This window comes from Pseudomonas sp. NPDC090592 (assembly GCF_044769185.1).
Classification (GTDB): domain Bacteria; phylum Pseudomonadota; class Gammaproteobacteria; order Pseudomonadales; family Pseudomonadaceae; genus Aquipseudomonas.
This window is the reverse complement of the sequence record NZ_JBIVXJ010000003.1, coordinates 106,640-129,632: the sequence shown is the minus strand read 5'-3', so window position 1 is coordinate 129,632 and position 22,993 is coordinate 106,640. Positions and strand designations below refer to the sequence as shown.

Below are 22,993 nucleotides of genomic sequence, written 5' to 3'. Positions count from 1 at the left end.
ATTACCCCCGGTTGATCAATGCAGCGATGGCTTGGGCGCGGGTGCGGCCGGCTTGGCCAGCTCGGAGAACAGCAGCAGAGGCGCCACACGCAGGTATTCCATGACTTCCATGTAGTCGCTCTCGCCGTCTTCGGATTCTTCGAGCGCTTCTTGCACCTGGGAAATGGCCACCAGGTCTTGCAACACCTCCTTGGCCTCGTCGGACAAGTCCTTGCCGCCGGCGTTCAAGCCGAAACCGGTGATGAAACCTTGGCACCACTGGCCCAGCGCGGTGGCGCGATCGCTCAGTGCGGCGTCATCGGTAGGCAGCAGCAGGACGATGGCCATGTCGTCGCTGGTGAGCTCGCCCTTGACCATTTCCTGCAGGCCGACCAGGGCGTTGCGTACGGTGTCACCGGGTTCGGTTTCCAGCAGCTGGGCGGCATCGGCCAGCCAGCTGTCGGCGTCAAAGCCGGCACCGGCGCAGCTGCGGCCGATCAGCAGGCCGTGCAGTTCGGCCGGGGTGACAGGGTGGCCATTGCTCGAAAGCAGCATGGCGAAGGCAATGTAAGGCGATTGGGTATTGGGCATGGGCAGCTAGGCGCCAGACGGCGCAATGACTAGAATGGAGGCCTTGTATCCTAGCACCGGCAGGCGCGCCAAGACCATCGGCACTGGCCGTCGGCACCCAGGGAGAGGCATCATCGCCAGGTGACTCAACGACGGAGCGAATCGAGTGCAACCTACGCAAGAGAACGACCTGCAGGCACTGATGAGCCGATTCGAGTTGCTGATCGAACGCGTCGAGCAACTAAAACGGCAAAATGCACTCCTAGTAGCTCAGGAAAGATCCTGGCGCGAAGAGCGCGCCCACCTCATCGAAAAGAACGAGATCGCCAAGCGCAAAGTCGAGTCGATGATTTTACGCCTCAAGGCTCTGGAGCAAGACTCATGAGTTCAAGCAATAGCGTCACCGTGCAGATCCTCGACAAGGAATACTCGATCATCTGCCCGCCGGAAGAGCGCAACAACCTGGTCAGCGCCGCGCGCTACCTGGACGGCAAGATGCGCGAGATCCGCAGCAGCGGCAAGGTGATCGGCGCCGATCGCATCGCAGTGATGGCGGCATTGAACATTACCCACGAAATGCTGCATCGCCAGGAAGACCGCGCCGATGCCCCGGTCAGCGGCACCAACCGCGAACAGGTGCGCGACCTGCTGGATCGCGTGGACAAGGCTTTATCCGACGACACGGATACCAAAATCGGCTGAGATTGGTATACTGGCGCCACTCCCTGGTGGATGCGCCAGTCGGTTATGTCCCTGAGCCGATACGCACAACCACGGGGGTTGCACGCTGGGGCCGGTGTGCATGTCCGCCCGACGGAAAGCCTTAACGCCCCCTGCAATCTCCACCTTGAACTTTCGGGTTCAAGGGCTACACCGACAGCGGTCTGATCGGGGAGCCTGAATTTTCTTGCCCGCCTGCTCCGGCGGGCAATTCGTTTTGGTCAACTGCCTTGAAGTTGGCCAGCACTCCTGGGATCGCCCGTGCCATGACCGACACCGCGCCGCTCACCCGCCCCCAGCTTCGTCGCCTGCTTCGCAATGCCCGCCGCGCCCTCAGCCCTGCCCAGCAACGCCAGGCAGCCCTTGGCCTGTACCGCCAACTGGCGCAGAACCCGCTGTTCCGCCGCGCCCGGCACATTGCCCTGTATCTACCCAACGACGGTGAAATCGACCCTTGCCTGCTGCTGCGCGAGGCCCAGCGCCGCGGCAAGCGCACCTACCTGCCCGTGCTGCACGCCTGGCCGCGCACGCGCATGGTGTTCCAGCGCTTCGAACAGGGTGAAAAGCTCAAGCCCAATCGCTTCCGCATTCCCGAGCCGGTGACCGACCGCAAGCGCCAACGGCCAATCTGGGCGCTGGACCTGATCCTGCTGCCGTTGGTCGGTTTTGATGAAGTGGGCGGGCGCTTGGGGATGGGCGGCGGTTTCTATGATCGCAGCCTGGCCTACCAGGGGCGTCGCAAAACCTGGAAAAAGCCTTTGCTGATGGGGCTGGCCCATGAATGCCAGAAGGTCGAACGGCTGGCACAGGCCAGTTGGGATGTACCGCTGCAGGGCACGGTCTCGGACCGTGGCTGGTACCTGGCGCCGCGTTGAGCGGCACCAGCGGGGGCATCAACGTTGCGGCTGGCCGGCGTCGACCGGCATCTGATAGGCGTTGTCCAGCTTGCGCTCCCAGAACCCTTGCGCATAACCGGTAGTGACCACACCCAGGCCAAAAATGAACACCAGGATCCACAGCAGATCCGGCTTTTTACGTTGATTCATCGAAGATTGCCCCCCAGGCAAACTGTTCAGTGCACGGCGACTTTCTGGGTGCCGCCGGCGCATTGCGCTTTAAACGGGGCGCATTTTCCGACAACCTGCGTCCGCACGCAAACCTTGACGCCAACCGGCTGTCGGTTTCGTGCAACAGGTTATTTCAAACCTTTTCAGGAGCAGCATCCATGGCCTACTGGCTGATGAAATCCGAGCCCGACGAGCTCTCCATCGAAGCCCTCGGCCGCCTGGGCGAAGCGCGCTGGGACGGCGTGCGCAACTACCAGGCGCGTAATTTCCTGCGGGCCATGAGCGTTGGCGACGAATTTTTCTTCTACCACTCCAGCTGCCCGCAACCGGGCATCGCCGGCATTGCCCGAATCATTCGCGCAGCCTACCCCGACCCGACCGCGCTGGACCCGCAAAGCCACTATTACGATGCCAAGGCCACGGCCGAGAAGAACCCGTGGAGCGCGGTGGATGTGGCCCATGTGCAAACCCTGCCACGGGTGCTTGAACTGGGCTGGCTGAAGCAGCAGGCCGGCCTGGCCGAGTTGCCACTGGTGCAGAAAGGCAGCCGCCTTTCGGTGATGCCGGTGACGCCCGAGCAATGGGCGGTGATTGTGGCGTTGCGCTGAAAAAGCGGCCAACGCCAAGGTTTGCTGTCGAACGCGCCCTGTAGGAGCGGCCTTGTGTCGCGAAAGGGCTGCAAGGCAGCCCCGGCGATTTCGGCGTTGATGCTGAAACCGCGGGGCCGCTCTGCGGCCCTTTCGCGACACAAGGCCGCTCCTACAGGGGGCGCGCCACTCGGTGAAAGCGGGTTACTGCACGATCAGGTTGTTGAACAACAGGTCTTCAACAATCGGCTTGCCCTCCTCCGCCTCCAGCACCTGCTGCACTTGCTTCAGCGCCTCTTGGCGAAGGTGTTCCTTGGCCTCGACGTTGCTCATGCTGTCTATAGTCTGCTGGGTGAACAAGGCCACCAGCTGGTTGCGAATCAGCGGTTCGTGGTGCTGCACCGCCTTGGCGGCTTCGTCGCCGGTCACCCTCAGGGCCACGTCGGCCTTGTACACGCGCAGCCGTGGGCCGCCGTCGAGGGCATAGTTGCCGACAAAGGGCGGGCTCAGGCTGATGTAGGCGACCTTGGGCGCCCCTTCCTTGGCTTCCTCGGCCATGGCCGCAGCCGGCAGCAGCAGCGCCAGTACCATCAAGATCCACGCTTTCACGAATTCGCTCCTCATTACAGTTGGCGCCAGCTTACCCAGCATGCCGCACAAACCCAAGCCCGGGCTTGTGCCGCCACTTATGCCTGCACATCAGGGCGGGCCATGCTCGTTGACCCGGCAGGCGGCCCTCCTACACTTATCGGCCACTACCCGCAAAGGAATAGCCCCGATGAAAGCTGTGTTGTGCAAAACCCTGGGCCCGGCGCGCAACCTGGTGCTGGAAGACGTGGCCAGCCCGCTGCCGAAGAAGAACGAGATCCTGCTGGATGTGCAGGCCGCCGGGGTCAACTTCCCCGACACCCTGATCATCGAAGGCAAGTACCAGTTCCAGCCGCCACTACCGTTCTCCCCGGGCGGCGAAGCCGCGGGGGTGGTTGCGGCAGTCGGGGAAAAGGCCGGCGCGTTCAAGGTGGGTGACCGCGTGATGGCGCTGACCGGCTGGGGCGCGTTCGCCGAGCAGGTGGCGGTGCCGTTCTACAACGTGCTGCCGATCCCGGCGAGCATGGACTTTACCACCGCTGCGGCGTTTGGCATGACCTACGGCACGTCCATGCATGCCTTGCGTCAGCGTGGCCAGCTGCAAGCGGGCGAGACATTACTGGTGCTGGGCGCTTCCGGTGGCGTCGGCCTGGCGGCGGTGGAAATCGGCAAGGCCATGGGCGCACGGGTGATCGCAGCGGCCAGCAGTGCCGAGAAACTGGCCGTGGCCAAAGCGGCCGGGGCGGATGAGCTGATCGACTATAGCCAGGCCAGCCTGCGCGAAGAGATCAAGCGGCTGACCGGTGGCCAGGGTGTGGACGTCATCTACGACCCGGTCGGAGGCGAGTTGTTCGAGCAGGCGGTGCGCGGGCTGGCCTGGAATGGCCGGTTGCTGGTAGTGGGCTTTGCCAGTGGGACCATCGCGCAGTTGGCGGCCAACCTGGTGTTGCTCAAGGGCGCGGCGGTGCTGGGAGTGTTCTGGGGGGCGTTTGCACAACGTCAGCCGGAAGACAACGCGGCCAACTTCAGGCAGCTGTTTGCCTGGCATGCCGAAGGCAAGTTGAAGCCGCTGGTTTCGCAGACTTATCCACTGGCCGAGGCTGGGGCTGCCATTGAAAAGCTGGGGCAGCGGCAGGCTGTGGGCAAGTTGGTGGTGCTGGCGAAGTAAGACAGTTCTGGCCCTTTCGCGGGCAAGCCCGCTTCCACAGGGATCTCACCAACCTTGAGAAATATGCAGTACCCGTGGGAGCGGGCTTGCCCGCGAAAAGGCCGGTACAGGTTACTCACACTTCGCGCAGGTTATGGCACCGCCTGAACCGCGCCTCCAGGTTGCGATCGGGCATCTGGTGGCTGCGCAGGGCATTCAATGTCTGTTCAACATAATCGCGCGTGGTGCCATAGCGCCCCTTGGCACTGGCCAGGATCTGGCTAAGCAAGGTATCCGGCAGGTTCCCCGCATAGCAAGGCAAATGCCGCTCCAGCACAAAGCCCAGGGCCTGGACCTTGCTGCCATCGCCAAGGCGGCAGCTGAGCCAGTGCGGCCGGTAGGCCGGGTACGGCATCTCCCGCTGCCACAGGGCCATCAGGGAGTCATCCAGGTTGCTTTCATCCAGCCGATAGGCAAAACCGCTGCAAGAGCCACCCCGGTCCAGGCCAAACACCAGCCCAGGGGTTTCCGGCGTGCCACGATGTTCATGCGACCACAGGTACAAACCGCGGTGATAACCATGTACCCGCGCGCGCTGGCGTTCCACCGAGTTGCACTCAGGCCGCCAGATCAACGAACCATAGGCAAACAACCACACTGGCCCGCCCTGATGGCGTGACATAGTCATTTGCACGGAGTTGTACAACTGGTCACGCGTATGTTGCTGACCAAAGTCGAGTGCCGGAGGATATGAAACTTCCCAAGACATACTTTCGAGTGCCGACATAAGCTGCCGCCATTGCCCCTGTGAACTACGGATGTAGCGCGATTCGATTACCGTGCGGCTCAAGACCGCGGCGCCTCGGGCGCTTACAGTAACCATAGGACAAATAGGCGGAAACACTCAAGCCCTCGCGACAGAGTTTCATGCGAGGTTCCGACGATTGGGAATTACTGTTTCAGTACCAGTGAAAGTTATTAGCCAAGGCGGTAATAATTACCGCCTTATACCCAAGCTTTCAAACTTCGGTTATTAACCGCGTGGTGCGTAGGCAAACACATCCGCACGCATACGGTGCGCATCCATTCCGGCTTCGACCAGGGCATCGAGCGTGGCATAGATCATGTTTGGCGAACCGCTGGCGTACACATGCACGGTATTGAGGTCGGCGATGTCTTCGCAAACCGCCTCATGCAGCATGCCGCAACGGCCTTCCCAACCGCACAGGTCGCTGACTACCTGATGCAGGAACAGGTTGGGCAGGCGCTGCCATTCGTCCCAGTGCTCGATCTGGTAGAAGTCTTCGGGCCGTCGCACACCCCAGTACAGGTGCACCGGGTGCTTGAAGCCCTTGGCCCGGCAATGTTCGACCAGGCTGTGCATCTGGCCCATGCCGGTGCCCGCCGCGATCAGTACCAGCGGGCCGTCGGGCAGCTCGGCCAGGTGGGTGTCGCCAAAGGGCATTTCGATGCGCGCCAACCCGTCACGCCTGAGTTGGTCAATCAGTTGCAGCGCACTGGGTTCACGCGCCAGCACATGCAGCTCCAGCTCACGCCCTGCATGGGGTGCGGAGGCCAACGAGAAGGCCGCCTGCTTGCCGCCCTCGCGCTCGATCATCAGGTACTGCCCGGCGTGGTAGCGCGGTAGCTTGCCGGCAGGCGCACGCAGGCGCACCCGCCAGACGTCACCACCGACGTCGACGCACTCACTGACGCTGCACGCCAGCTTGCGCACCGGCAGCTCGCCCAGGGCGAGCACACCATCCCAGAGCAACACACAGTCCTCCAGCGGTTCGGCAATGCAGGTGAACAACTCGCCATGGTCGCGGACTTCGCCGTCCTGGCGTACCCGGCCTTCGACCAACAACGCGGCGCAGACATGGCAATTGCCATTGCGGCAGCTGTTCGGGCAGTCATAGCCCAGCCGCCGCGCTCCATCCAGGATCCGTTCCCCGGGTTCGAGCGCCAGCACCGCCCCGGACGGCTGCAACGTTACCTGCATCAATCTATTCCCAACTGATCCCACAGCTCATCGATACGGCGGGTGACGGCTTCGTCCTTGACGATGACCCGTCCCCATTCGCGTGTAGTCTCGCCCGGCCACTTGTGCGTGGCATCCAGGCCCATCTTCGACCCCAACCCCGAAACCGGCGACGCGAAGTCGAGGTAATCGATCGGGGTGTTGTCGATCATCACCGTATCACGCTTGGGGTCCATGCGCGTGGTGATGGCCCAGATCACATCGTTCCAATCGCGGGCGTTGATATCGTCATCGGTGACAATAACGAACTTGGTGTACATGAACTGTCGCAGGAACGACCACACACCCAGCATCACGCGCTTGGCGTGGCCCGGGTACTGCTTTTTCATGGTAACCACGGCCATGCGGTACGAACAGCCTTCCGGCGGCAGGTAGAAGTCGGTGATTTCCGGGAACTGCTTCTGCAGGATCGGCACGAACACTTCGTTCAGCGCCACACCCAGGATTGCCGGCTCATCTGGCGGCCGGCCGGTGTAGGTGCTGTGGTAGATCGGCTTTTGCCGGTGGGTGATGCGCTCGACGGTGAACACCGGGAAGCTGTCCACTTCGTTGTAGTAGCCGGTGTGGTCGCCATACGGGCCTTCCGGGGCCATTTCACCCGGGTGGATCACGCCTTCCAGGATGATTTCGGCGGTGGCTGGCACCTGCAGGTTGCTGCCACGGCACTTGACCAGCTCGGTGCGGTTGCCACGCAGCAGGCCGGCGAAGGCATATTCGGAGAGGGTGTCCGGCACCGGGGTCACGGCACCGAGAATGGTCGCCGGGTCAGCGCCCAGGGCCACGGCCACCGGGAACGGCTGGCCGGGGTTTTTCTCGCACCACTCGCGGTAGTCGAGGGCGCCGCCACGGTGGCTGAGCCAGCGCATGATGACCTTGTTGCGGCCGATCACCTGCTGACGGTAGATGCCCAGGTTCTGGCGGTCCTTGTTCGGGCCGCGGGTAACGGTAAGGCCCCAGGTAATCAGCGGCGCCACGTCACCGGGCCAGCAGTGCTGGATCGGCAGCGCGCCGAGGTCGACGTCGTCACCCTCGACCACCACCTCCTGGCACACCGCGTCCTTGACCACTTTCGGCGCCATCGACACGACCTTCTTGAAGATCGGCAGCTTGGACCAGGCGTCCTTCAGGCCCTTCGGCGGCTCCGGCTCTTTGAGAAAGGCCAGCAGCTTGCCGATTTCGCGCAGTTCATCGACCGACTCGGCGCCCATGCCCATGGCCACGCGCTCCGGGGTACCGAACAGGTTGCCGAGCACCGGGATGTCGAAGCCGGTGGGCTTTTCGAACAGCAACGCCGGGCCCTTGGCACGCAGGGTGCGGTCGCAGACCTCGGTCATTTCCAGGACGGGGGAGATCGGAACCTGGATGCGCTTGAGCTCGCCGCGCTGTTCCAGGCCACGGATGAAGTCGCGCAAGTCGCGATACTGCATGCAGGAGCCTCGTGTTGGCCGTATCGGTCGGGGGTGCAGAGTGTAGCGCCTAAGGAGGCAAAATGGCCAAAGGAGTCTGTTCAGCTTCCGTGGTGTTGCTCGCTGCTGCGCGAAACCACTTTCGACAGCCCGATTCCCAGGGCTTGCAGCACCTTCAACACGGTCGACAATCTTGGATCACCATCTGCTGCCAATGCTCGATAGAGATTTGGACGCGCAAGCCCAGTCGCTTGGGACAGATTTCCCATGCCGCCGCGTGCTTCTGCCACGCGTCGAACCGCCGTCAGAAAACCTGCGGCGCCACCAGGCTCATCGATTTCCTCAAGCGCCACGGCGAGATAATCGATGGCGAAGGCCTCGTCGCTGCGAAGCATTTCTAGAACACTTTCTTCATGGGAACGTGTGCCGGTCATAGCTTTACCTTGTGCCTGCGCCAAAGTGATCTGGCTTGGTCAATATCGGCTTGCTGCCGGTCTTTTGAACCACCACCGAGCAGGAAAATAATCCTCCGCCCAATGGTGGCGTAATAGATGCGGTAGCCTGGCCCGAAATCCAGTTTCATCTCGAACACGCCATCACCTACTGGCTCGGTCACGCCAAAATGGCCCTGCGCTGCCCGGTCGACCCTTGTAGTAATTCGCGCTTTCACCCTTGTGTCACGAATGGTGCCCAGCCATGCCTGGTAGAGATCCACGCCGTTGGCGGATAGAACGTGATGAACTGCGTACATCCATACTGTACCTTAAAAGAGACAATTCCGTGTCATTCTTTTGATCAGTCAGCTATGCGAGCTGATTATTAGCGGGCGCCACAGTGCTTTGAGGGGTATGGCAACCCGCAGGCAGCATGGTGCCCGGCATTGCAGGTGCTGGCGAACGGTGTTTTGTGACAAACAGCAAAAAGCCGGGTTTCCCCGGCTTTTTGCGTGCCCCTGCGAAGCTTACTTACGCTTCATCGACAAGAAGAACTCGTCGTTGGTCTTGGTCTGCTTGAGCTTGTCGACCAGGAACTCGATGGCGGCGATTTCGTCCATCGGGTGCAGCAGCTTGCGCAGGATCCACATGCGCTGCAGTTCGTCGTCGGCGGTCAGCAGCTCTTCGCGGCGGGTACCGGAGCGGTTGATGTTGATGGCCGGGAACACGCGCTTCTCGGCGATACGACGGTCCAGTGGCAGCTCCATGTTGCCGGTGCCCTTGAACTCTTCGTAGATCACTTCGTCCATCTTCGAGCCGGTTTCGACCAGCGCGGTGGCGATGATGGTCAGCGAGCCGCCTTCCTCGATGTTACGCGCAGCACCGAAGAAGCGCTTTGGCTTCTCCAGGGCGTGGGCGTCGACACCACCGGTCAGCACCTTGCCGGAGCTCGGGATCACGGTGTTGTAGGCACGCGCCAGACGGGTGATGGAGTCCAGCAGGATGACCACGTCCTTCTTGTGCTCGACCAGGCGCTTGGCCTTCTCGATCACCATTTCGGCAACCTGCACGTGGCGGGTTGGCGGCTCGTCGAAGGTGGAGGCGACCACTTCGCCGCGCACGGTGCGCTGCATTTCGGTCACTTCTTCCGGGCGCTCGTCGATCAGCAGGACGATCAGGTGGCACTCGGGGTTGTTACGGGTGATGTTGGCCGCGATGTTCTGCAGCATGATCGTCTTGCCGGCTTTTGGCGGAGCAACGATCAGGCCACGCTGGCCTTTGCCGATCGGGGCGCACAGGTCGATGACGCGGCCGGTCAGGTCTTCGGTGGAGCCGTTACCGGCTTCCATCTTCAGGCGCTTGTTCGGGAACAGCGGCGTCAGGTTTTCGAACAGGATCTTGTTCTTGGCGTTTTCCGGGCGGTCGAAGTTGATGGTATCAACCTTCAACAGGGCGAAGTAACGCTCCCCTTCCTTCGGCGGGCGGATCTTGCCGACGATGGTGTCGCCGGTACGCAGGTTGAAACGACGGATCTGGCTAGGCGAGACGTAGATATCGTCCGGGCCGGCCAGGTAGGAGGCATCAGCCGAGCGCAGGAAACCGAAACCATCCTGGAGAATCTCCAGCACGCCGTCACCCGAGATCTCTTCGCCGCTCTTCGCGTGCTTCTTCAGCAGGGCGAAAATCACGTCCTGTTTGCGCGAACGGGCCATGTTTTCGATGCCCATCTGTTCGGCCATTTCCAACAGATCGGTAATCGGCTTTTGCTTGAGTTCAGTCAGGTTCATAAGGGGAGTGACGTAATCATGTAAGAAGGGAGAATTAAGCTTCTGGCTTAATGAGGCCGCGCCGCTAGATGGCGACAGGATCGCGTACTGATTCGAATTAGGGATGCTTCGGCGACGGCGTGTAGAGGGCACTGGAAAAGCAGTGCGAGGCCGAATGTAACACTTGCTTTTTTCTGCGTCTAGTGCTCTGAAAAAGAAAAGCCCCGCATTTGCGGGGCTTTTTCACATCACAGATGGGCGTCGAGGAACGCGGCCAGCTGCGACTTGGACAGTGCGCCAACCTTGGTGGCTTCGACGTTGCCGTTCTTGAACAGCATCAGCGTCGGGATACCACGCACGCCGTGCTTGGCCGGGGTTTCCTGGTTCTCGTCGATGTTCAGCTTGGCGACGGTCAGTTTGCCCTTGTAGGTTTCGGCGATGTCGTCCAGTACCGGAGCGATCATCTTGCATGGACCGCACCATTCAGCCCAGTAGTCAACCAGTACAGCACCTTCAGCCTTCAGTACATCGGCTTCGAAGGTAGCGTCGGTGACGTGTTTGATCAGATCGCTGCTCATGGAAATCTCCAGGGTCGTAAGCAAAAAAACGTGGCCCATGATAGCCGCACCCAAGCCCGACAGGAAGCCGCGGACGATTGAGTGTAACTATAGTTGTGCAAGACGCCGCGAATCGAAACTGTCACACAAGCGTCATAGCATCGAATGGCACATTGCCTTGCATCAACGCCTGGCGTGTCACGCGTTGGCGACAGCCTGCTATCGTGGCACGATTGCCAGGTTAACGACCGAGAACAACCAGATCATGCCGCATACCATCGCGAAGAACCTGTCCCTGATCGCCGCCATCGACCTTGGCTCCAACAGTTTTCACATGGTCGTGGCCAAGGCCCACCATACCGAAATCCGCATCCTCGAGCGGCTCGGCGAGAAGGTTCAGCTGGCCGCCGGCATCGGCGAGGACCGCCTGCTTAGCGAAGAAGCCATGGAACGGGGGCTTGAATGCCTCAAGCGCTTCGCCCAGCTGATCAACGGCATGCCGGCAGGCGCCGTGCGCATCGTGGGCACCAACGCCCTGCGCGAAGCCCGCAACCGCAACGCATTCATCCAGCGCGCCGAAGCCATCCTCGGCCACCCGGTGGAGGTGATCTCCGGCCGTGAAGAAGCGCGCCTGATCTACCTGGGCGTGTCGCACACACTGGCGGATACCCCCGGCAAGCGCCTGGTGGCCGACATTGGCGGCGGCAGCACCGAATTCATCATCGGCCAGCGCTTCGAGCCGCTGCTGCGCGAAAGCCTGCAAATGGGCTGCGTCAGCTTCACCCAGCGCTACTTCCGCGACGGCAAGATCACCCCTGCCCGCTATGCCCAGGCCTACACCGCTGCCCGCCTGGAACTGATGAGCATCGAGCATGCCCTGCACCGCCTGACCTGGGACGAGGCCATCGGCTCGTCAGGCACCATCCGCGCCATCGGCGCCGCCATCAAGGCCGGCGGCCTGGGCAATGGCGAGGTCAACGCCGAGGGCCTGGCCTGGGTCAAGCGCAAGCTGTTCAAGCTGGGCGAGGTCGACAAGATCGACTTTGACGGCATCAAACCGGACCGCCGCACCATCTTCCCGGCAGGCCTGGCGATTCTCGAAGCCATCTTCGATGCCCTGGAACTGCAGCGCATGGACCACTGCGACGGCGCACTGCGCGAAGGCGTGCTGTTCGACCTGCTGGGCCGCCACCACCACGAAGATGTACGCGAGCGAACGCTCAATTCGCTGATGGAGCGCTACCACGTGGACCAGGGCCAGGCCGCACGTGTCGAGCGCAAGGCCCTGCACGCCTTTGACCAGGTGGCTGACACGTGGCAGCTGAAAGATGGCAACTGGCGCGATCTGCTGGGTTGGGCGGCAAAAGTGCACGAAGTGGGCCTGGATATCGCCCACTACCACTACCACAAGCACGGCGCCTACCTGATCGAGCACTCCGACCTGGCGGGCTTCTCCCGTGAGGACCAGCAGATGATGGCCTTGCTGGTGCGCGGCCACCGCCGCAATATCCCCAAGGACAAGTTCGCCGAGTTCGGCGATGAAGGCGTACAGCTGATCCGCCTGTGCGTGCTGCTGCGCTTCGCCATCCTGTTCCACCACATCCGCGGCAACCAGCAAATGCCTAAAGTGGTACTAAAGGCCGGAGACAACAGCCTGGACGTGGCCTTCCCGGAAGGCTGGCTGGAGCAGAACCAGCTGACCCAGGCCGACTTCGCCAACGAGGCGGAGTGGCTGACCCGGGTCGGCTTCGTCCTCAGCGTACGTTGAGCAGCGGGTTGCTCAGGCGCTCCAGCAGGGTCGCCTGAGCACTGCGCGGGTTCTGGTTGCCAGTCGGGGTGCTGCGCACGTAGCGCCCGTCTGGCTGCAAGGTCCAGGCGTGGGTGTTGTCGGTCAGGTAGCCTTCCAGCTCCTTCTTCACCCGCAGCAACAGCTTCTTGCCTTCCACCGGGAAGCAGGTTTCCACGCGCTTGTCGAGGTTGCGCTCCATCCAGTCGGCGCTGGACAGGTAGATCTGCTCTTCGCCGCCATTGAGGAAGTAGAACACCCGCGTGTGCTCCAGGAAGCGGCCGATGATCGAGCGCACCTGGATGTTGTGCGAAACCCCCGGAATGCCTGGGCGCAGGCAGCACATGCCACGCACTATCAGGTCAATCTTCACGCCCGACTGGCTGGCCTTGTACAGCGCCTTGATGACCTTGGCGTCGGTCAGTGAGTTGAACTTGGCGATGATGTGCGCTGGCTTGCCATCGAGGGCGAACTGGGTTTCCCGCGCGATCATGTCGAGCATGCCCTTCTTCAGGGTAAACGGCGCGTGCAGCAGCTTTTTCATGCGCAGGGTCTTGCCCATGCCGATCAACTGGCTGAACAGCTTGCCGACGTCTTCGGTCAGGGCGTCGTCAGAGGTCAGCAGGCTGTAGTCGGTGTACAAGCGGGCGTTGCCGGCGTGGTAGTTACCGGTACCCAAGTGCGCGTAACGCACGATCTCACCCTGCTCGCGGCGCAGGATCAGCATCATCTTGGCGTGGGTCTTGAAGCCGACCACGCCGTAGATCACCACCGCACCGGCCGCTTGCAGGCGGCTGGCCATCTGCAGGTTGGACTCTTCGTCGAAGCGTGCGCGCAATTCGATCACCGCGGTGACCTCCTTGCCGTTACGCGCAGCGTCCACCAAGGCATCGACGATTTCCGAGTTGGCCCCGGAGCGGTACAGGGTCTGGCGCACGGCCAGTACGTGCGGGTCCTTGGCAGCCTGGCGCAACAGGTCGATCACCGGGGTGAAGGACTCGAACGGGTGCATCAGCAGGATGTCCTGCTTGCCGATCACGCTGAAGATGTTGTCGGCGTTCACCAGCAGCTTGGGAATCGCCGGGGTGAACGGCGTGTATTGCAGCTCCGGGTGGCTGTCCAGGCCAGTGATGCTGAACAGACGGGTGAGGTTGACCGGGCCATTGACCTGGTACAGCTCGCTTTCGCTGAGGCTGAACTGCTTGAGCAGGTAGTCCGACAGGTGTTTCGGGCAGGTGTCGGCCACTTCCAGGCGCACGGCGTCGCCGTAGCGGCGCGAGAACAGCTCGCCGCGCAAGGCGCGGGCCAGGTCGTCGACCTCTTCGGAGTCCAGCGCCAGGTCGGCGTTGCGGGTGAGGCGGAACTGGTAGCAGCCCTTCACCTTCATGCCCTGGAACAGGTCGTCGGCGTGCGCGTGGATCATCGACGACAAGAACACGTAGTTGGCGCCTGGGCCACCTACCTCTTCCGGCACGCGGATAACCCGCGGCAGCAGGCGCGGGGCCGGAATGATCGCCAGGCCCGAGTCGCGACCGAAGGCGTCCACACCTTCAAGCTCGACGATAAAGTTGAGGCTCTTGTTCACCAGCAGCGGGAACGGGTGGGTCGGGTCGAGGCCGATCGGGGTAATGATCGGGGCGATTTCGTCGCGGAAATAGCGGCGCACCCAGGTCTTGAGCTTGGGCGTCCAGTAGCGGCGGCGGATGAAGCGGATCTGGTGCTTTTCCAGCTCCGGCAGCAGCACGTCGTTGAGGATCGCGTACTGGCGCTCTACCTCGATGTGCACCAGCTCGCTGATGCGGGCCAGCGCCTGGTGCGGCTGCAGGCCGTCGGCACCGGCCTGTTCACGGGCGAAATTGATCTGCTTCTTCAGGCCGGCGACGCGGATCTCGAAGAATTCGTCGAGGTTGCTGGAGAAGATCAACAGGAACTTGAGGCGTTCGAGCAGCGGGTAGTTCTCGTCCAGTGCCTGTTCCAGCACGCGGATGTTGAACTGCAGCTGCGACAGCTCGCGATGAATGTACAGGCTGCTGTCGTCCAGGCCAGGGACGGCAATTGCCGGAGCCGGCGCGGGTGCAGGGGCTGCGGGCTCGTTCGCCAGCTCCGCTACAGGCTCGGGCTCGGGTGCCGGCGGCAGGTCTGGCGGGGTTTGCACAATCTCTTCGGGGAGCTCTTGAGCATCCTTGATCACGACAGGGGTGAGCACTTCATTATTCATCTGGCGTTCCTGAGGACGTTAACGCCCTATCATCTATTGAGCGGCAAGATAAGCGCCCATTATGACGTCTGTGTTACACACCAGGGCAAGCCATGGTGCGTGCCTTCTGGCATTGTCTGTGTAGGAATTGTTCACGTCGAGACACATTTGGACACTTTCACGAACGCGCGCGAAGGGGTAGGCTGCGCGTTCATTTCGCCAGCACCTCAGAAAATGCTTCAACAATTCCTGCAGGATTTCGGCTACTTCGCCCTTTTTCTTGGCACCTTCTTCGAAGGCGAGACCATCCTGGTGCTCGCGGGATTCCTTGCGTTCCGTGGTTACATGGACATCAAGCTGGTGTGCCTGGTGGCGTTCTTCGGCAGCTATGCCGGTGACCAGTTGTGGTACTTCATGGGCCGCCGCCACGGGCGCAGGATTCTGGCGCGCAAACCGCGCTGGCAGGCGATGGGCGACCGGGCGCTGGACCATATCCGCCGCCACCCCGACATCTGGGTGCTGAGTTTCCGGTTCGTCTATGGCCTGCGCACGGTCATGCCGGTGGCCATTGGCCTGTCTGGCTACCCGCCGCGGCGCTACCTGCTGCTGAACGGGATTGGTGCGGCCATCTGGGCAATAGCCTTGGGCGCCGCCGCCTATCACTTCGGCGCCATTCTTGAAGGCCTGCTGGGCAACGTCAAGCGTTACGAGCTATGGGTGCTCGGTGGCCTGGTGGGGCTGGGCGCCCTGTTGTGGCTGCGCCGGCGCTTCCGCACCCTGCGCGCGGAACGCAAGGCGGCGAGCCAGGCCCAAACCCCAGAGGCTGAGCAGGCTGTAGACCACGAGCAGGACCCAGCCCAGCGGCGCGACCACCGCTAGGCCCGATGCGCCGGCCAGGTACAGCGCCGGCGCAGCCAGCACCAGCCGCGCCATTTCAAGGCGCGCAGCCCAGGGCCGGTTTTCCAGCAACGCGCCCAGCACGAACAAGCCAAACGCCATGAGCGACCAGCCGAGTACCAGGGCGGCGTTCGGCACACGTTCGGCCACATCCATCAAGTAGCTGCCCAACGCCACGTAGAGCACGAACTGCAGCGCCACGTAGGCCTGCTGGGCACGGCCCAGGGCAACCGCGAACTTGCGAAACAACGCCAGGTCCTGCTTGGCCTGCGGGTAGCGTGCAGCCACATCGGCCGGGCGCCAGCCGGTGGGCATGAACCAGATACGCAGCTTGTCCCACAGGCTGGTGGTGCGCCGGGCGTCATGCCAGAGCTGGGCATAGAACTGCAGGTTGGCCCACAGCGGGTTCCAGCTGGCCAGCGCTGTGGTCACCCCGAACACTACCGGTTCGGCAGGGTCTTCCTCCTTGAAGGTACCGAACAGGCGGTCCCAGAGAATGAACACGCCGCCGTAGTTACGATCCAAGTAAACAGGATTCTGCGCATGGTGGACACGATGGTTGGAGGGCGTGATCAACACCCACTCAAGCCAGCCAAGCTTGGGAATGTGCCGGGTGTGTACCCAGAACTGATACAGCAGGTTGAGCGAGGCCACCGTGATGAACACCAGTGGTGGCACGCCCAGCAGCGCCAACGGCAGGTAGAAGATCCACGAGAAGATGAACCCGCTACTGGTCTGGCGCAACGCCGTAGTGAGGTTGTACTCCTCACTCTGATGGTGCACCGAATGCGCGGCCCACAGCACATTGCGTTCATGGCCCAGGCGGTGCAGCCAGTAATAGCAGAAGTCGTACAGGACGAAGGCCAGCAGCCACACCCACCAGGCCTCGGGCGGCAGGCGCAGCAGCGCCATGTGTTCGAATGCCAGGGCGTAGGTCACCAGCCCGAAGCCTTTGGTCAGCAACCCGGTGCTGGTCGACAGCGCGCCGGTGCTCAGGCTGTTGATCGAGTCGGCCAGGGTGAAGTTGCGCTGACCGCGCACACGGTCGGCCACCAGTTCCACGGCGATCAGCACAAAGAAGAACGGCACGGCCAGCAGTATCAGGTCCATGGGTACGGCCTCAGGCGTTATCCACCAAGATTAGGCTGCGCCCGCAGCAACCCCTATGGCGACATCTGCCAAACTAGAGGACATTTAGCGCCTCGACACTGGAGTAGTGAACATGACAAAAAATGTAGCGGTGATTCTTTCCGGCTGTGGCGTGTATGACGGCGCCGAAATCCACGAAAGCGTGATCACCCTGCTGCGCCTCGACCAGCGCGGTGCGCAGGTGCAGTGCTTCGCGCCGAACATTGCGCAGATGCATGTCATCAACCACCTGACCGGCGAGGAAATGCCGGAGTCGCGCAATGTGCTGGTGGAATCGGCGCGCATTGCCCGCGGCGAGGTCAAGGACATCCGCGAAGCCAAGGCAGAAGACTTCGATGCGTTGATCGTGCCGGGTGGTTTCGGGGCGGCGAAAAACCTGTCCAACTTTGCAGTGGAGGGCGCCAATTGCAGCGTCAACCCGGACGTACTGGCCCTGGCTGAAGCCTTTGCCGACGCCTGCAAGCCGGTGGGCCTGATTTGCATCTCGCCGGCGCTGGCGGCAAAGATCTACGGGCCGGGCGTGGTTTGCACCATCGGTAACGACGCAGGCACTGCAGCGGCTGTGGTGAAAATGGGTGGCACCCATGAAGAGTGCGATGTACACGACATTGTCGAAGACACCCAGCGCAAGCTGGTGACGACACCGGCGTACATGGAGGCCAAGTCGATCAGCGAGGCGGCTGGCGGGATCTACAAGCTGGTCGATCGGGTGCTGGAGCTGACCCACGAGTAAGGTTTCAGCCTTACACAACTACCTGACTCTGACGCGCCGCCCTGTGGGAGCGGCCTTGCGTCGCGATAGGGCCGCGAAGCGGCCCCGGGTTTTCAGCTACGCAGCATAAATTGCTGGGGCCGCTTTGCGGCCCTATCGCGACACAAGGCCGCTCCCACAAGTTCTGTGTCTCCTGCAAGGTCAGGGTTTTGACAGCCGGGCAATGATCCGGTCCAGCGCATTGGCAAACGCCTGCTTGTCGCGCTCGCCATAGGCCGCCTGCCCTCCCCCCACCTGGCCTTGCTCACGCAGCTCGGTGAACAGGTTGCGCGCCGCCAGGCGGTCGCCCATGTTGCGCTCGTCGAACTCGCGGCCGCGTGGGTCCAGTGCCGCCACGCCCTTTTTCACCAGCCGGTCAGCCAGCGGCACATCACTGCAGATCACCAGTTCGCCAGGCACGGCGTGTTCCACCAGGTAATCGTCAGCCGCATCCATGCCACTGGGCACAACGATCAGGCGCACAATCGCGAACGCCGGCTTGGCCACGGCCTGGCCCGCCACCATCACCACTTCGAACTTGCGCTTGAGGGCAAACTTGACGATCAGATCCTTGGCCGCCTTGGGACAGGCATCGGCATCGATCCATACACGCATCGGGTTATCTCTTGGTGAACTCAAGGCCCCATCATGCCTCAAGCCAGGTAAAAGCTGGAGCCACCAGGCAGCGCTGGTAAAATGGCGCCAATAATTCAATTACCGCTTATCCGACCCCGCCACTCAGGCTAAACTCGCCACAGCTTTACTGGCCTGCCCGAGCGCGCAATGAACCACCCCCACGAAATCCGCCCAGACCTGGAAGAAGGCATCGATCGCAAGGTGCTGTCGACACTGCGTGCGCGCTTCCTGCAGCTGAACCAAGGGCGACTGCAGCGGGCAATGGAAGGCCTGTCGACGCGCCAGCAACAGGTTCTGACGCTGCTGCCGCTGCTGTTCCACGTGAACCACCCGCTGTTGCCAGGTTACGTCTCGGGCAGCACCCCAGCCGGTGTATCGGGCTACGAGCCAAGTGCCGAGCTGGTTATCGAGGCCCAGCGCCTGGCCCGCTCGTTCACCTACAAGGCCCGCCACGGCAACCCACCGCGCCCGATCCACGGCCTGTTCCTGATGGGCAGCCTGGGTTCGCTGGCCCAGGCCGAGCACAGCGACATGGACCTGTGGGTGTGCCACGCGCCCGGCTTGCCTGAGTTGTTGCTGGACGAGCTGCGCCGCAAATGCCAATTGCTGGAGGACTGGGCGGCCAGCCTGGGTGCCGAGGCGCACTTCTTCCTGATCGACACGCAAGGTTTTGCCCAGGGCCATCGCGATGGCCAGCTGGGCTCCGACGACTGCGGCACCACCCAGCACTACCTGCTGCTGGACGAGTTCTACCGCACCACCCTCTGGCTGGCCGGACGCACCCCGCTCTGGTGGCTGGTCCCCGCCTACCAGGAACACAATTACCACGCCTACACCCAGACCCTGCTGACCAAACGCTTCATCCGCAGCCAGGACGCCCTCGACCTCGGCAACCTGGCGCACATACCGCCGGGCGAGTTCGTCGGTGCGGGCCTGTGGCAACTGTTCAAGGGCATCGATTCACCCTACAAATCGCTGCTCAAGCTGCTGCTGACCGAAGCCTACGCCAGCGAACACCCCGCCGTGCAGTGCCTGAGCCTGGACTACAAGCAGGCAGTGTTTGCCAACCAGCTCGACCTCGACGAGCTGGACCCGTATGTGATGGTGTACCGGCGCATCGAGCGCTACTTGCTGCAACGTGGTGAGCACGCGCGCCTTGAGCTGGTTCGGCGCAGCCTGTACCTGAAGGTGAACAAGAAACTCAGCGATCAGGGCCGTAATCAGGGCTGGCAGCGCCGCCTGTTGCAGCGCCTGGCTGACGAATGGGGCTGGGACGAACGTCAGCTGGCGCTGCTGGACAGCCGCAGCCAATGGAAAGTGCAGCAGGTGGCAGCCGAACGCCGCGAACTGGTGGCCGAGCTGAACCATAGCTACCGCTTCCTCTGCGAGTTTGCGCGCACCCAGAACGCCAGCAGCCGCGCCGACCAACGCGACCTCAATGTGTTGGGCCGGCGCCTGTATGCCGCCTTCGAGCGCCGTGCAGGCAAGGTCGAAGTGATCAACCCCGGCATTGCCCCGGACCTTGCCGAAGGCACCCTCACCCTGGTCCAGGCCCCCAACCGCAAGGAACCCGGCGGTTACCACTGGGAGCTCTACACCGGCAACCTGAATACCCACGAGGTGGACCACTTCAGCCCGGTCAAACGCTGCCGCGAGCTGCTCGAACTGCTGGCCTGGGCACATCGCAATGGCGTGATCGACAGCAGCACGCGCCTGGCGCTGCACCCGGGCATCAGCGACCTCACCGAGTACGAGCTGTTCAACCTGCTGGGCTGCCTGCAACAAAGCATCCCCCTGCCCTTGCCGATCGTCAGCGAAGTGCGCCTGCTGCAGCCCAGTGTTGCCGACGAGGTGCTGTTGCTGGTCAATGTCGCCGTCGACCCACTGCGCCACCACCGCGACCTGAACATCCTGATGACCACCGAGCGTACCGACGCGCTGAGCTATGCCGGCGTGCGCGATAACCTGGTGCTGACCCTGGACCAGGTCACGCTGAACAGTTGGAACGAGGTGCTGGTGCAGCGTTACGACGGCGAGCACGCGCTGCTGCGTTGCCTGCGCGACTTCCTCAACGGCCCGGTACTGCGCGGCCACCGCCCCCGGGTGCGGGTGAGTTGCTTCTGCCAGAGTCGCGCCCAGGCCATCGGCCAGCGCGTCGAGGAAATCTTCGACACCGTGCAGCTGCTGCTGGACCAGGGCCTGAACCACCGCTACCTGTTGCAGGTGGCCCAGCACACGCATGTGCTGGAGCTATTGGCCGGGCATGTCAGCCTGACCACCCTGGCCGACCATGACGCGCTGCTGGAGCACCTGGGCGAAGAGCGCATGGCCTATAGCCCACTTTACCTGGATGCCAACGCCCTGCTGGACCACGACCTGCGCCTGGTCCTGGAGCAAGGCCGCCCGGCGTGCATCCAGGTGTTCTATCGCCTGCAGGGTGGCTGGGCCGAACTGTATGTGCTGGATGAGTACAATGCCCTGTGGCAGCAGCGCCTGCCCCTGCATGACGAAGCGCACCTGCTGCTGCCGCTGCAGCGTTTCCTGCGCTCGGTGGTGATGCGCCGTGATGCCCGGTTGCCGCTGGACAACCAGCGCGCGGCCTCACTGGACATCCATTACGCGCAGCTGGTGCCATCCGGCCCTGGCAAGGCCCGCAGCATCGAGCCGTGCCTGGCCCCGGTCGAGGGTAGCAACCAGCCTTACTACGAGGTGCAGGCCATTGTTCAGGCCGGTGTGGCGGGTGCGGCACATGTGACGCTGTACTGCGACCAGCAGGAGTATTCCGAACTGGAGCATGGTGAGCAGCTGTACGCGGTGGTGGCCCGGCAGATCATCGGCCAGCGGCGTGGTGCCGGGCGGTACCGGTGCTACATCACCGACCTGGACTTGTCCGAACTGCTGGATGACCGGCTGGGGGCGACGCAGGTGTACCTGAGCTACAAGCGGGTGCTGGAACAGGCGTTGAATGAGGGGTTGCAGCAGGTTCTGGCGGAAGGGTCCTGAATTGCCGGAGGTGCTTTGCACCTCATCGCTGGCAAGCCAGCTCCCACATGGATTGCACAAGGCCCAAGGGCAACGCTGTACCTGTGGGAGCTGGCTTGCCGGCGATGGGCCGCAATGCGGCCCCAAAATTTTACAGGTCGAAATCGCCAGCGGCTTCCGGCTGGTATTCAACTTCCAGCAGCTTCAGCTTGAGGGTCTTGCCCCCCGGTGCCGGCCAGTCGATCTGCTCGCCCACCGACAGCCCCAACAGTGCACAACCAATCGGCGCCAAAATCGAAACCTTGCCTTCCGGCCCGGCATCCTTCGGGTACACCAACGTCAGGTGGTAGTCCTTGCCGCTGGCTTCCTCGCGGCAATGCACGCGCGAATTCATGGTCACCACGCCCGCTGGCACTTCCTCGTGACCCACTACCTGCCCGGCGCGGTCCAGCTCCTCCTGCAAGGCGAGCACACCCGGCGTACTCTCGTCGAGGCTGTCGATCAGACGCTCCAGACGCTGTACGTCCAATCGGGTGAGGATGAGGGAAGGCTTGGTGCTCATGATCCAGTCAGACTCCTTTGAACAGGCGGTTTTCGTCGTGCAGATAAAGCAAAACCCCGCCCAAGGGCGGGGTTTGTGAAGGCTTTGGCGTCACCGACGCAGAACCCGACACTACCACAGCCGGGCAAATACTCAAGCCCCTGCGCTTAGTGTGCCTTAGCCTGATCGCGCAGGGCCTGGGCCTCGCGGCAGATCTGCCGGCGCCGCTCGTCATCGGCCGACCGCCATTCGCGGATATGCTCCACATGCCGGTGGCAGCCGGTGCATACCCGCTGCTCGTCCAGCCGGCAAATGCTGATGCACGGCGATGGCACGGCTGGGCTGACATTGCTGTAGAGCGGCTTGGGTGGCCGGACCTGTGCGCTGCTCATGTCAGATGTCGTCGAAGTCCAGCTTCTCGCCGGCCCGCTCCCAGACGATGCGCTCAAGCATTTCGCCCAGCAGTTCTTCGCTCTTCTCGCACACCCACTTATTGATTTCTTCGTCGTAGTCGAAGTGGAAACCACCGGAACGGTCGGCCAGCCACAGTTGGCGCAGCGGCTCCTGACGGCTGAAGATCAGCTGGGCGCCGCCTTCGAACTTGACGGTGAGGACGCCGGCGGAGTTCTCCATGTCCAGGTCCAGGCCGCTCTCGTCGAACAGGTCTTCCAGGGCCTGTTGGGTCGCGTCGACCCGATCATGGAAACGCGCTTCACTCAAACTCATTGCAGGAACCTCGAAATTGGCTGCGTTACAGGCAAGCCGGGCAAGATACGGGCGCAAAGCGCCAGCCGCAAGCTGCTAGCTACAAGCCGCAAGAAAAAGCCCAGCCTACACCCGATAGCTTTTTCTTGCCGCTTGAAGCTTGAAGCTTGCCGCTTCTGCTGCCCCGCCCGGCGGACCGGCCGTTGCATAGGCAAGCCGCCGGTCGCTCGGTATACTCGGGCGCAATACTGCATTTTTCTAAGGATTTCACCCATGAAGCGCCTGATTTCCTCCTTCGCGGCGCTGGTCGCTGTTGCCTGCCTCGTTTCTGCCTGCGGCCAGAAAGGCCCGCTGTATCTGCCTGAAGACGGCGATAACGGTAAAGCGCACAAGGCTCACCAGCACCAGCCAAAAGCCAAGCCGGCCCCGGTACAAGAGCAGCAGCCCGAGCTGCAGACCGAGCCCGGGCAATCGCCTGCGCAGTAAG

At 62.5% G+C, this 22,993-nt stretch carries 25 protein-coding genes, 1 other RNA gene and 1 pseudogene; 11 read left to right on the top strand and 16 right to left on the bottom strand.

Going from position 1 to position 22,993, the window contains the following annotated elements; genetic code table 11:
• Positions 1-15: 15 nt before the first annotated feature.
• Positions 16-570: a YecA family protein gene (locus ACIQUI_RS03510; protein ID WP_403194977.1), complete on the bottom strand. Its 555-nt coding sequence runs from the start codon at positions 568-570 to the stop codon at positions 16-18.
• A gap of 181 nt (positions 571-751) precedes the next feature.
• Between ACIQUI_RS03510 and ACIQUI_RS03505 the strand changes: the two genes are divergently transcribed.
• The 4 genes from ACIQUI_RS03505 to ACIQUI_RS03490 all read left to right on the top strand — a co-directional run bounded on the left by ACIQUI_RS03505 (position 752) and on the right by ACIQUI_RS03490 (position 2,144).
• The gene (locus tag ACIQUI_RS03505) at positions 752-934 is read left to right on the top strand and encodes a TIGR02449 family protein (RefSeq protein ID WP_119371819.1); all 183 of its coding nucleotides are present in this window, start codon (positions 752-754) and stop codon (positions 932-934) included.
• Entirely contained in the window at positions 931-1,251 is a 321-nt protein-coding gene (locus tag ACIQUI_RS03500; RefSeq protein ID WP_284353039.1) for a cell division protein ZapA, read from the top strand. Before ACIQUI_RS03505 ends, ACIQUI_RS03500 begins: the two co-directional genes overlap by 4 nt.
• Positions 1,252-1,268: 17 nt before the next feature.
• A non-coding RNA gene (gene ssrS, locus ACIQUI_RS03495) (6S RNA) lies at positions 1,269-1,448 on the top strand.
• A gap of 87 nt (positions 1,449-1,535) precedes the next feature.
• A complete protein-coding gene (locus ACIQUI_RS03490) occupies positions 1,536-2,144 on the top strand; it encodes a 5-formyltetrahydrofolate cyclo-ligase (RefSeq protein WP_403194975.1) in 609 nt (202 codons plus the stop codon).
• An 18-nt stretch (positions 2,145-2,162) separates the two neighbouring features.
• Here ACIQUI_RS03490 and ACIQUI_RS03485 read toward each other — a convergent pair whose 3' ends face one another.
• Positions 2,163-2,315, bottom strand: a complete 153-nt coding sequence (locus tag ACIQUI_RS03485; RefSeq protein ID WP_012274758.1) for a hypothetical protein — start codon at positions 2,313-2,315, stop codon at positions 2,163-2,165.
• Between the two features lie 179 nt (positions 2,316-2,494).
• Between ACIQUI_RS03485 and ACIQUI_RS03480 the strand changes: the two genes are divergently transcribed.
• Positions 2,495-2,944, top strand: coding sequence for an EVE domain-containing protein (locus ACIQUI_RS03480; RefSeq protein WP_403194973.1), 450 nt, complete (start codon positions 2,495-2,497; stop codon positions 2,942-2,944).
• Positions 2,945-3,127: 183 nt separating this feature from the next.
• Here ACIQUI_RS03480 and ACIQUI_RS03475 read toward each other — a convergent pair whose 3' ends face one another.
• The gene (locus ACIQUI_RS03475) at positions 3,128-3,532 is read right to left on the bottom strand and encodes a flagellar basal body-associated protein FliL (RefSeq protein ID WP_403194971.1); all 405 of its coding nucleotides are present in this window, start codon (positions 3,530-3,532) and stop codon (positions 3,128-3,130) included.
• Between the two features lie 169 nt (positions 3,533-3,701).
• Here ACIQUI_RS03475 and ACIQUI_RS03470 point away from each other — a divergent pair, with 169 nt between their 5' ends.
• Entirely contained in the window at positions 3,702-4,679 is a 978-nt protein-coding gene (locus ACIQUI_RS03470; protein ID WP_403194969.1) for an NADPH:quinone oxidoreductase family protein, read from the top strand.
• A 115-nt stretch (positions 4,680-4,794) separates the two neighbouring features.
• On the opposite strand, the gene ACIQUI_RS03465 is transcribed toward ACIQUI_RS03470, so the two are convergent.
• The 7 genes from ACIQUI_RS03465 to trxA all read right to left on the bottom strand — a co-directional run bounded on the left by ACIQUI_RS03465 (position 4,795) and on the right by trxA (position 10,883).
• Positions 4,795-5,445 (bottom strand): gamma-glutamylcyclotransferase, encoded by a 651-nt coding sequence (locus tag ACIQUI_RS03465; protein WP_403194967.1) that lies wholly within the window; start codon positions 5,443-5,445, stop codon positions 4,795-4,797.
• A 246-nt stretch (positions 5,446-5,691) separates the two neighbouring features.
• The gene (locus ACIQUI_RS03460; protein WP_403194965.1) at positions 5,692-6,660 is read right to left on the bottom strand and encodes a CDP-6-deoxy-delta-3,4-glucoseen reductase; all 969 of its coding nucleotides are present in this window, start codon (positions 6,658-6,660) and stop codon (positions 5,692-5,694) included.
• Positions 6,660-8,126, bottom strand: a complete 1,467-nt coding sequence (ubiD, locus tag ACIQUI_RS03455; RefSeq protein WP_016489755.1) for a 4-hydroxy-3-polyprenylbenzoate decarboxylase — start codon at positions 8,124-8,126, stop codon at positions 6,660-6,662. Before ubiD ends, ACIQUI_RS03460 begins: the two co-directional genes overlap by 1 nt.
• An 80-nt stretch (positions 8,127-8,206) precedes the next feature.
• Entirely contained in the window at positions 8,207-8,539 is a 333-nt protein-coding gene (locus tag ACIQUI_RS03450; RefSeq protein WP_403194964.1) for an addiction module antidote protein, read from the bottom strand.
• On the bottom strand, positions 8,536-8,856 hold the full coding sequence (locus ACIQUI_RS03445; protein WP_403194962.1) for a type II toxin-antitoxin system RelE/ParE family toxin: 321 nt from the start codon (positions 8,854-8,856) through the stop codon (positions 8,536-8,538). The genes ACIQUI_RS03450 and ACIQUI_RS03445 overlap by 4 nt, the downstream gene beginning before the upstream one ends.
• A gap of 210 nt (positions 8,857-9,066) precedes the next feature.
• Entirely contained in the window at positions 9,067-10,326 is a 1,260-nt protein-coding gene (gene rho, locus ACIQUI_RS03440) for a transcription termination factor Rho (protein ID WP_003253661.1), read from the bottom strand.
• Positions 10,327-10,553: 227 nt separating this feature from the next.
• Positions 10,554-10,883, bottom strand: coding sequence for a thioredoxin TrxA (gene trxA / locus ACIQUI_RS03435; protein WP_403194960.1), 330 nt, complete (start codon positions 10,881-10,883; stop codon positions 10,554-10,556).
• A gap of 244 nt (positions 10,884-11,127) precedes the next feature.
• Here trxA and ppx point away from each other — a divergent pair, with 244 nt between their 5' ends.
• Positions 11,128-12,630, top strand: a complete 1,503-nt coding sequence (gene ppx, locus ACIQUI_RS03430; protein ID WP_403194958.1) for an exopolyphosphatase — start codon at positions 11,128-11,130, stop codon at positions 12,628-12,630.
• Here the strand turns inward: ppx and ppk1 are convergent.
• A complete protein-coding gene (gene ppk1 / locus ACIQUI_RS03425) occupies positions 12,617-14,866 on the bottom strand; it encodes a polyphosphate kinase 1 (protein WP_403194956.1) in 2,250 nt (749 codons plus the stop codon). The genes ppx and ppk1 overlap by 14 nt on opposite strands.
• Positions 14,867-15,079: 213 nt before the next feature.
• Here ppk1 and ACIQUI_RS03420 point away from each other — a divergent pair, with 213 nt between their 5' ends.
• The gene (locus tag ACIQUI_RS03420; protein ID WP_403194955.1) at positions 15,080-15,724 is read left to right on the top strand and encodes a DedA family protein; all 645 of its coding nucleotides are present in this window, start codon (positions 15,080-15,082) and stop codon (positions 15,722-15,724) included.
• A gap of 501 nt (positions 15,725-16,225) precedes the next feature.
• Here ACIQUI_RS03420 and ACIQUI_RS03415 read toward each other — a convergent pair.
• Positions 16,226-16,654, bottom strand: a pseudogene (locus tag ACIQUI_RS03415) (sterol desaturase family protein); the annotation flags it as partial.
• A gap of 310 nt (positions 16,655-16,964) precedes the next feature.
• On the opposite strand from ACIQUI_RS03415, the gene elbB reads away from it, so the two are divergent.
• Positions 16,965-17,624: an isoprenoid biosynthesis glyoxalase ElbB gene (gene elbB, locus ACIQUI_RS03410; RefSeq protein WP_403194953.1), complete on the top strand. Its 660-nt coding sequence runs from the start codon at positions 16,965-16,967 to the stop codon at positions 17,622-17,624.
• A 180-nt stretch (positions 17,625-17,804) separates the two neighbouring features.
• On the opposite strand, the gene ACIQUI_RS03405 is transcribed toward elbB, so the two are convergent.
• The gene (locus tag ACIQUI_RS03405; protein ID WP_201207503.1) at positions 17,805-18,257 is read right to left on the bottom strand and encodes a YaiI/YqxD family protein; all 453 of its coding nucleotides are present in this window, start codon (positions 18,255-18,257) and stop codon (positions 17,805-17,807) included.
• Positions 18,258-18,425: 168 nt separating this feature from the next.
• Here ACIQUI_RS03405 and ACIQUI_RS03400 point away from each other — a divergent pair, with 168 nt between their 5' ends.
• Positions 18,426-21,281, top strand: coding sequence for a class I adenylate cyclase (locus tag ACIQUI_RS03400; protein WP_403194950.1), 2,856 nt, complete (start codon positions 18,426-18,428; stop codon positions 21,279-21,281).
• 130 nt (positions 21,282-21,411) lie between these two features.
• On the opposite strand, the gene rnk is transcribed toward ACIQUI_RS03400, so the two are convergent.
• The 3 genes from rnk to cyaY form a co-directional block, all read right to left on the bottom strand.
• Positions 21,412-21,822, bottom strand: a complete 411-nt coding sequence (gene rnk / locus ACIQUI_RS03395) for a nucleoside diphosphate kinase regulator (RefSeq protein ID WP_391130657.1) — start codon at positions 21,820-21,822, stop codon at positions 21,412-21,414.
• Between the two features lie 146 nt (positions 21,823-21,968).
• The gene (locus ACIQUI_RS03390; RefSeq protein ID WP_403194948.1) at positions 21,969-22,193 is read right to left on the bottom strand and encodes a DUF1289 domain-containing protein; all 225 of its coding nucleotides are present in this window, start codon (positions 22,191-22,193) and stop codon (positions 21,969-21,971) included.
• A gap of 1 nt (position 22,194) precedes the next feature.
• On the bottom strand, positions 22,195-22,527 hold the full coding sequence (gene cyaY, locus ACIQUI_RS03385) for an iron donor protein CyaY (protein ID WP_403194946.1): 333 nt from the start codon (positions 22,525-22,527) through the stop codon (positions 22,195-22,197).
• 252 nt (positions 22,528-22,779) lie between these two features.
• On the opposite strand from cyaY, the gene ACIQUI_RS03380 reads away from it, so the two are divergent.
• Positions 22,780-22,992, top strand: coding sequence for a lipoprotein (locus ACIQUI_RS03380; protein ID WP_403194944.1), 213 nt, complete (start codon positions 22,780-22,782; stop codon positions 22,990-22,992).
• Position 22,993: the final 1 nt, after the last annotated feature.

Bases quoted from the DNA above. Each gene is read 5' to 3' on its own strand.
- cyaY (WP_403194946.1), bottom strand. From the start codon at position 22,527: ATGAGTTTGAGTGAAGCGCGTTTCCATGATCGGGTCGACGCGACCCAA.
- ACIQUI_RS03400 (WP_403194950.1), top strand. From the start codon at position 18,426: ATGAACCACCCCCACGAAATCCGCCCAGACCTGGAAGAAGGCATCGAT.
- ACIQUI_RS03390 (WP_403194948.1), bottom strand. From the start codon at position 22,193: ATGAGCAGCGCACAGGTCCGGCCACCCAAGCCGCTCTACAGCAATGTC.
- ACIQUI_RS03505 (WP_119371819.1), top strand. From the start codon at position 752: ATGAGCCGATTCGAGTTGCTGATCGAACGCGTCGAGCAACTAAAACGG.
- ACIQUI_RS03465 (WP_403194967.1), bottom strand. From the start codon at position 5,445: ATGTCGGCACTCGAAAGTATGTCTTGGGAAGTTTCATATCCTCCGGCA.
- ACIQUI_RS03485 (WP_012274758.1), bottom strand. From the start codon at position 2,315: ATGAATCAACGTAAAAAGCCGGATCTGCTGTGGATCCTGGTGTTCATT.
- ACIQUI_RS03420 (WP_403194955.1), top strand. From the start codon at position 15,080: ATGCTTCAACAATTCCTGCAGGATTTCGGCTACTTCGCCCTTTTTCTT.
- trxA (WP_403194960.1), bottom strand. From the start codon at position 10,883: ATGAGCAGCGATCTGATCAAACACGTCACCGACGCTACCTTCGAAGCC.
- ACIQUI_RS03450 (WP_403194964.1), bottom strand. From the start codon at position 8,539: ATGACCGGCACACGTTCCCATGAAGAAAGTGTTCTAGAAATGCTTCGC.
- rnk (WP_391130657.1), bottom strand. From the start codon at position 21,822: ATGAGCACCAAGCCTTCCCTCATCCTCACCCGATTGGACGTACAGCGT.
- ACIQUI_RS03500 (WP_284353039.1), top strand. From the start codon at position 931: ATGAGTTCAAGCAATAGCGTCACCGTGCAGATCCTCGACAAGGAATAC.
- ACIQUI_RS03405 (WP_201207503.1), bottom strand. From the start codon at position 18,257: ATGCGTGTATGGATCGATGCCGATGCCTGTCCCAAGGCGGCCAAGGAT.
- ACIQUI_RS03460 (WP_403194965.1), bottom strand. From the start codon at position 6,660: ATGCAGGTAACGTTGCAGCCGTCCGGGGCGGTGCTGGCGCTCGAACCC.
- ACIQUI_RS03480 (WP_403194973.1), top strand. From the start codon at position 2,495: ATGGCCTACTGGCTGATGAAATCCGAGCCCGACGAGCTCTCCATCGAA.
- ubiD (WP_016489755.1), bottom strand. From the start codon at position 8,126: ATGCAGTATCGCGACTTGCGCGACTTCATCCGTGGCCTGGAACAGCGC.
- ACIQUI_RS03380 (WP_403194944.1), top strand. From the start codon at position 22,780: ATGAAGCGCCTGATTTCCTCCTTCGCGGCGCTGGTCGCTGTTGCCTGC.
- ACIQUI_RS03510 (WP_403194977.1), bottom strand. From the start codon at position 570: ATGCCCAATACCCAATCGCCTTACATTGCCTTCGCCATGCTGCTTTCG.
- elbB (WP_403194953.1), top strand. From the start codon at position 16,965: ATGACAAAAAATGTAGCGGTGATTCTTTCCGGCTGTGGCGTGTATGAC.
- rho (WP_003253661.1), bottom strand. From the start codon at position 10,326: ATGAACCTGACTGAACTCAAGCAAAAGCCGATTACCGATCTGTTGGAA.
- ppx (WP_403194958.1), top strand. From the start codon at position 11,128: ATGCCGCATACCATCGCGAAGAACCTGTCCCTGATCGCCGCCATCGAC.
- ACIQUI_RS03470 (WP_403194969.1), top strand. From the start codon at position 3,702: ATGAAAGCTGTGTTGTGCAAAACCCTGGGCCCGGCGCGCAACCTGGTG.
- ACIQUI_RS03445 (WP_403194962.1), bottom strand. From the start codon at position 8,856: ATGTACGCAGTTCATCACGTTCTATCCGCCAACGGCGTGGATCTCTAC.
- ppk1 (WP_403194956.1), bottom strand. From the start codon at position 14,866: ATGAATAATGAAGTGCTCACCCCTGTCGTGATCAAGGATGCTCAAGAG.
- ACIQUI_RS03490 (WP_403194975.1), top strand. From the start codon at position 1,536: ATGACCGACACCGCGCCGCTCACCCGCCCCCAGCTTCGTCGCCTGCTT.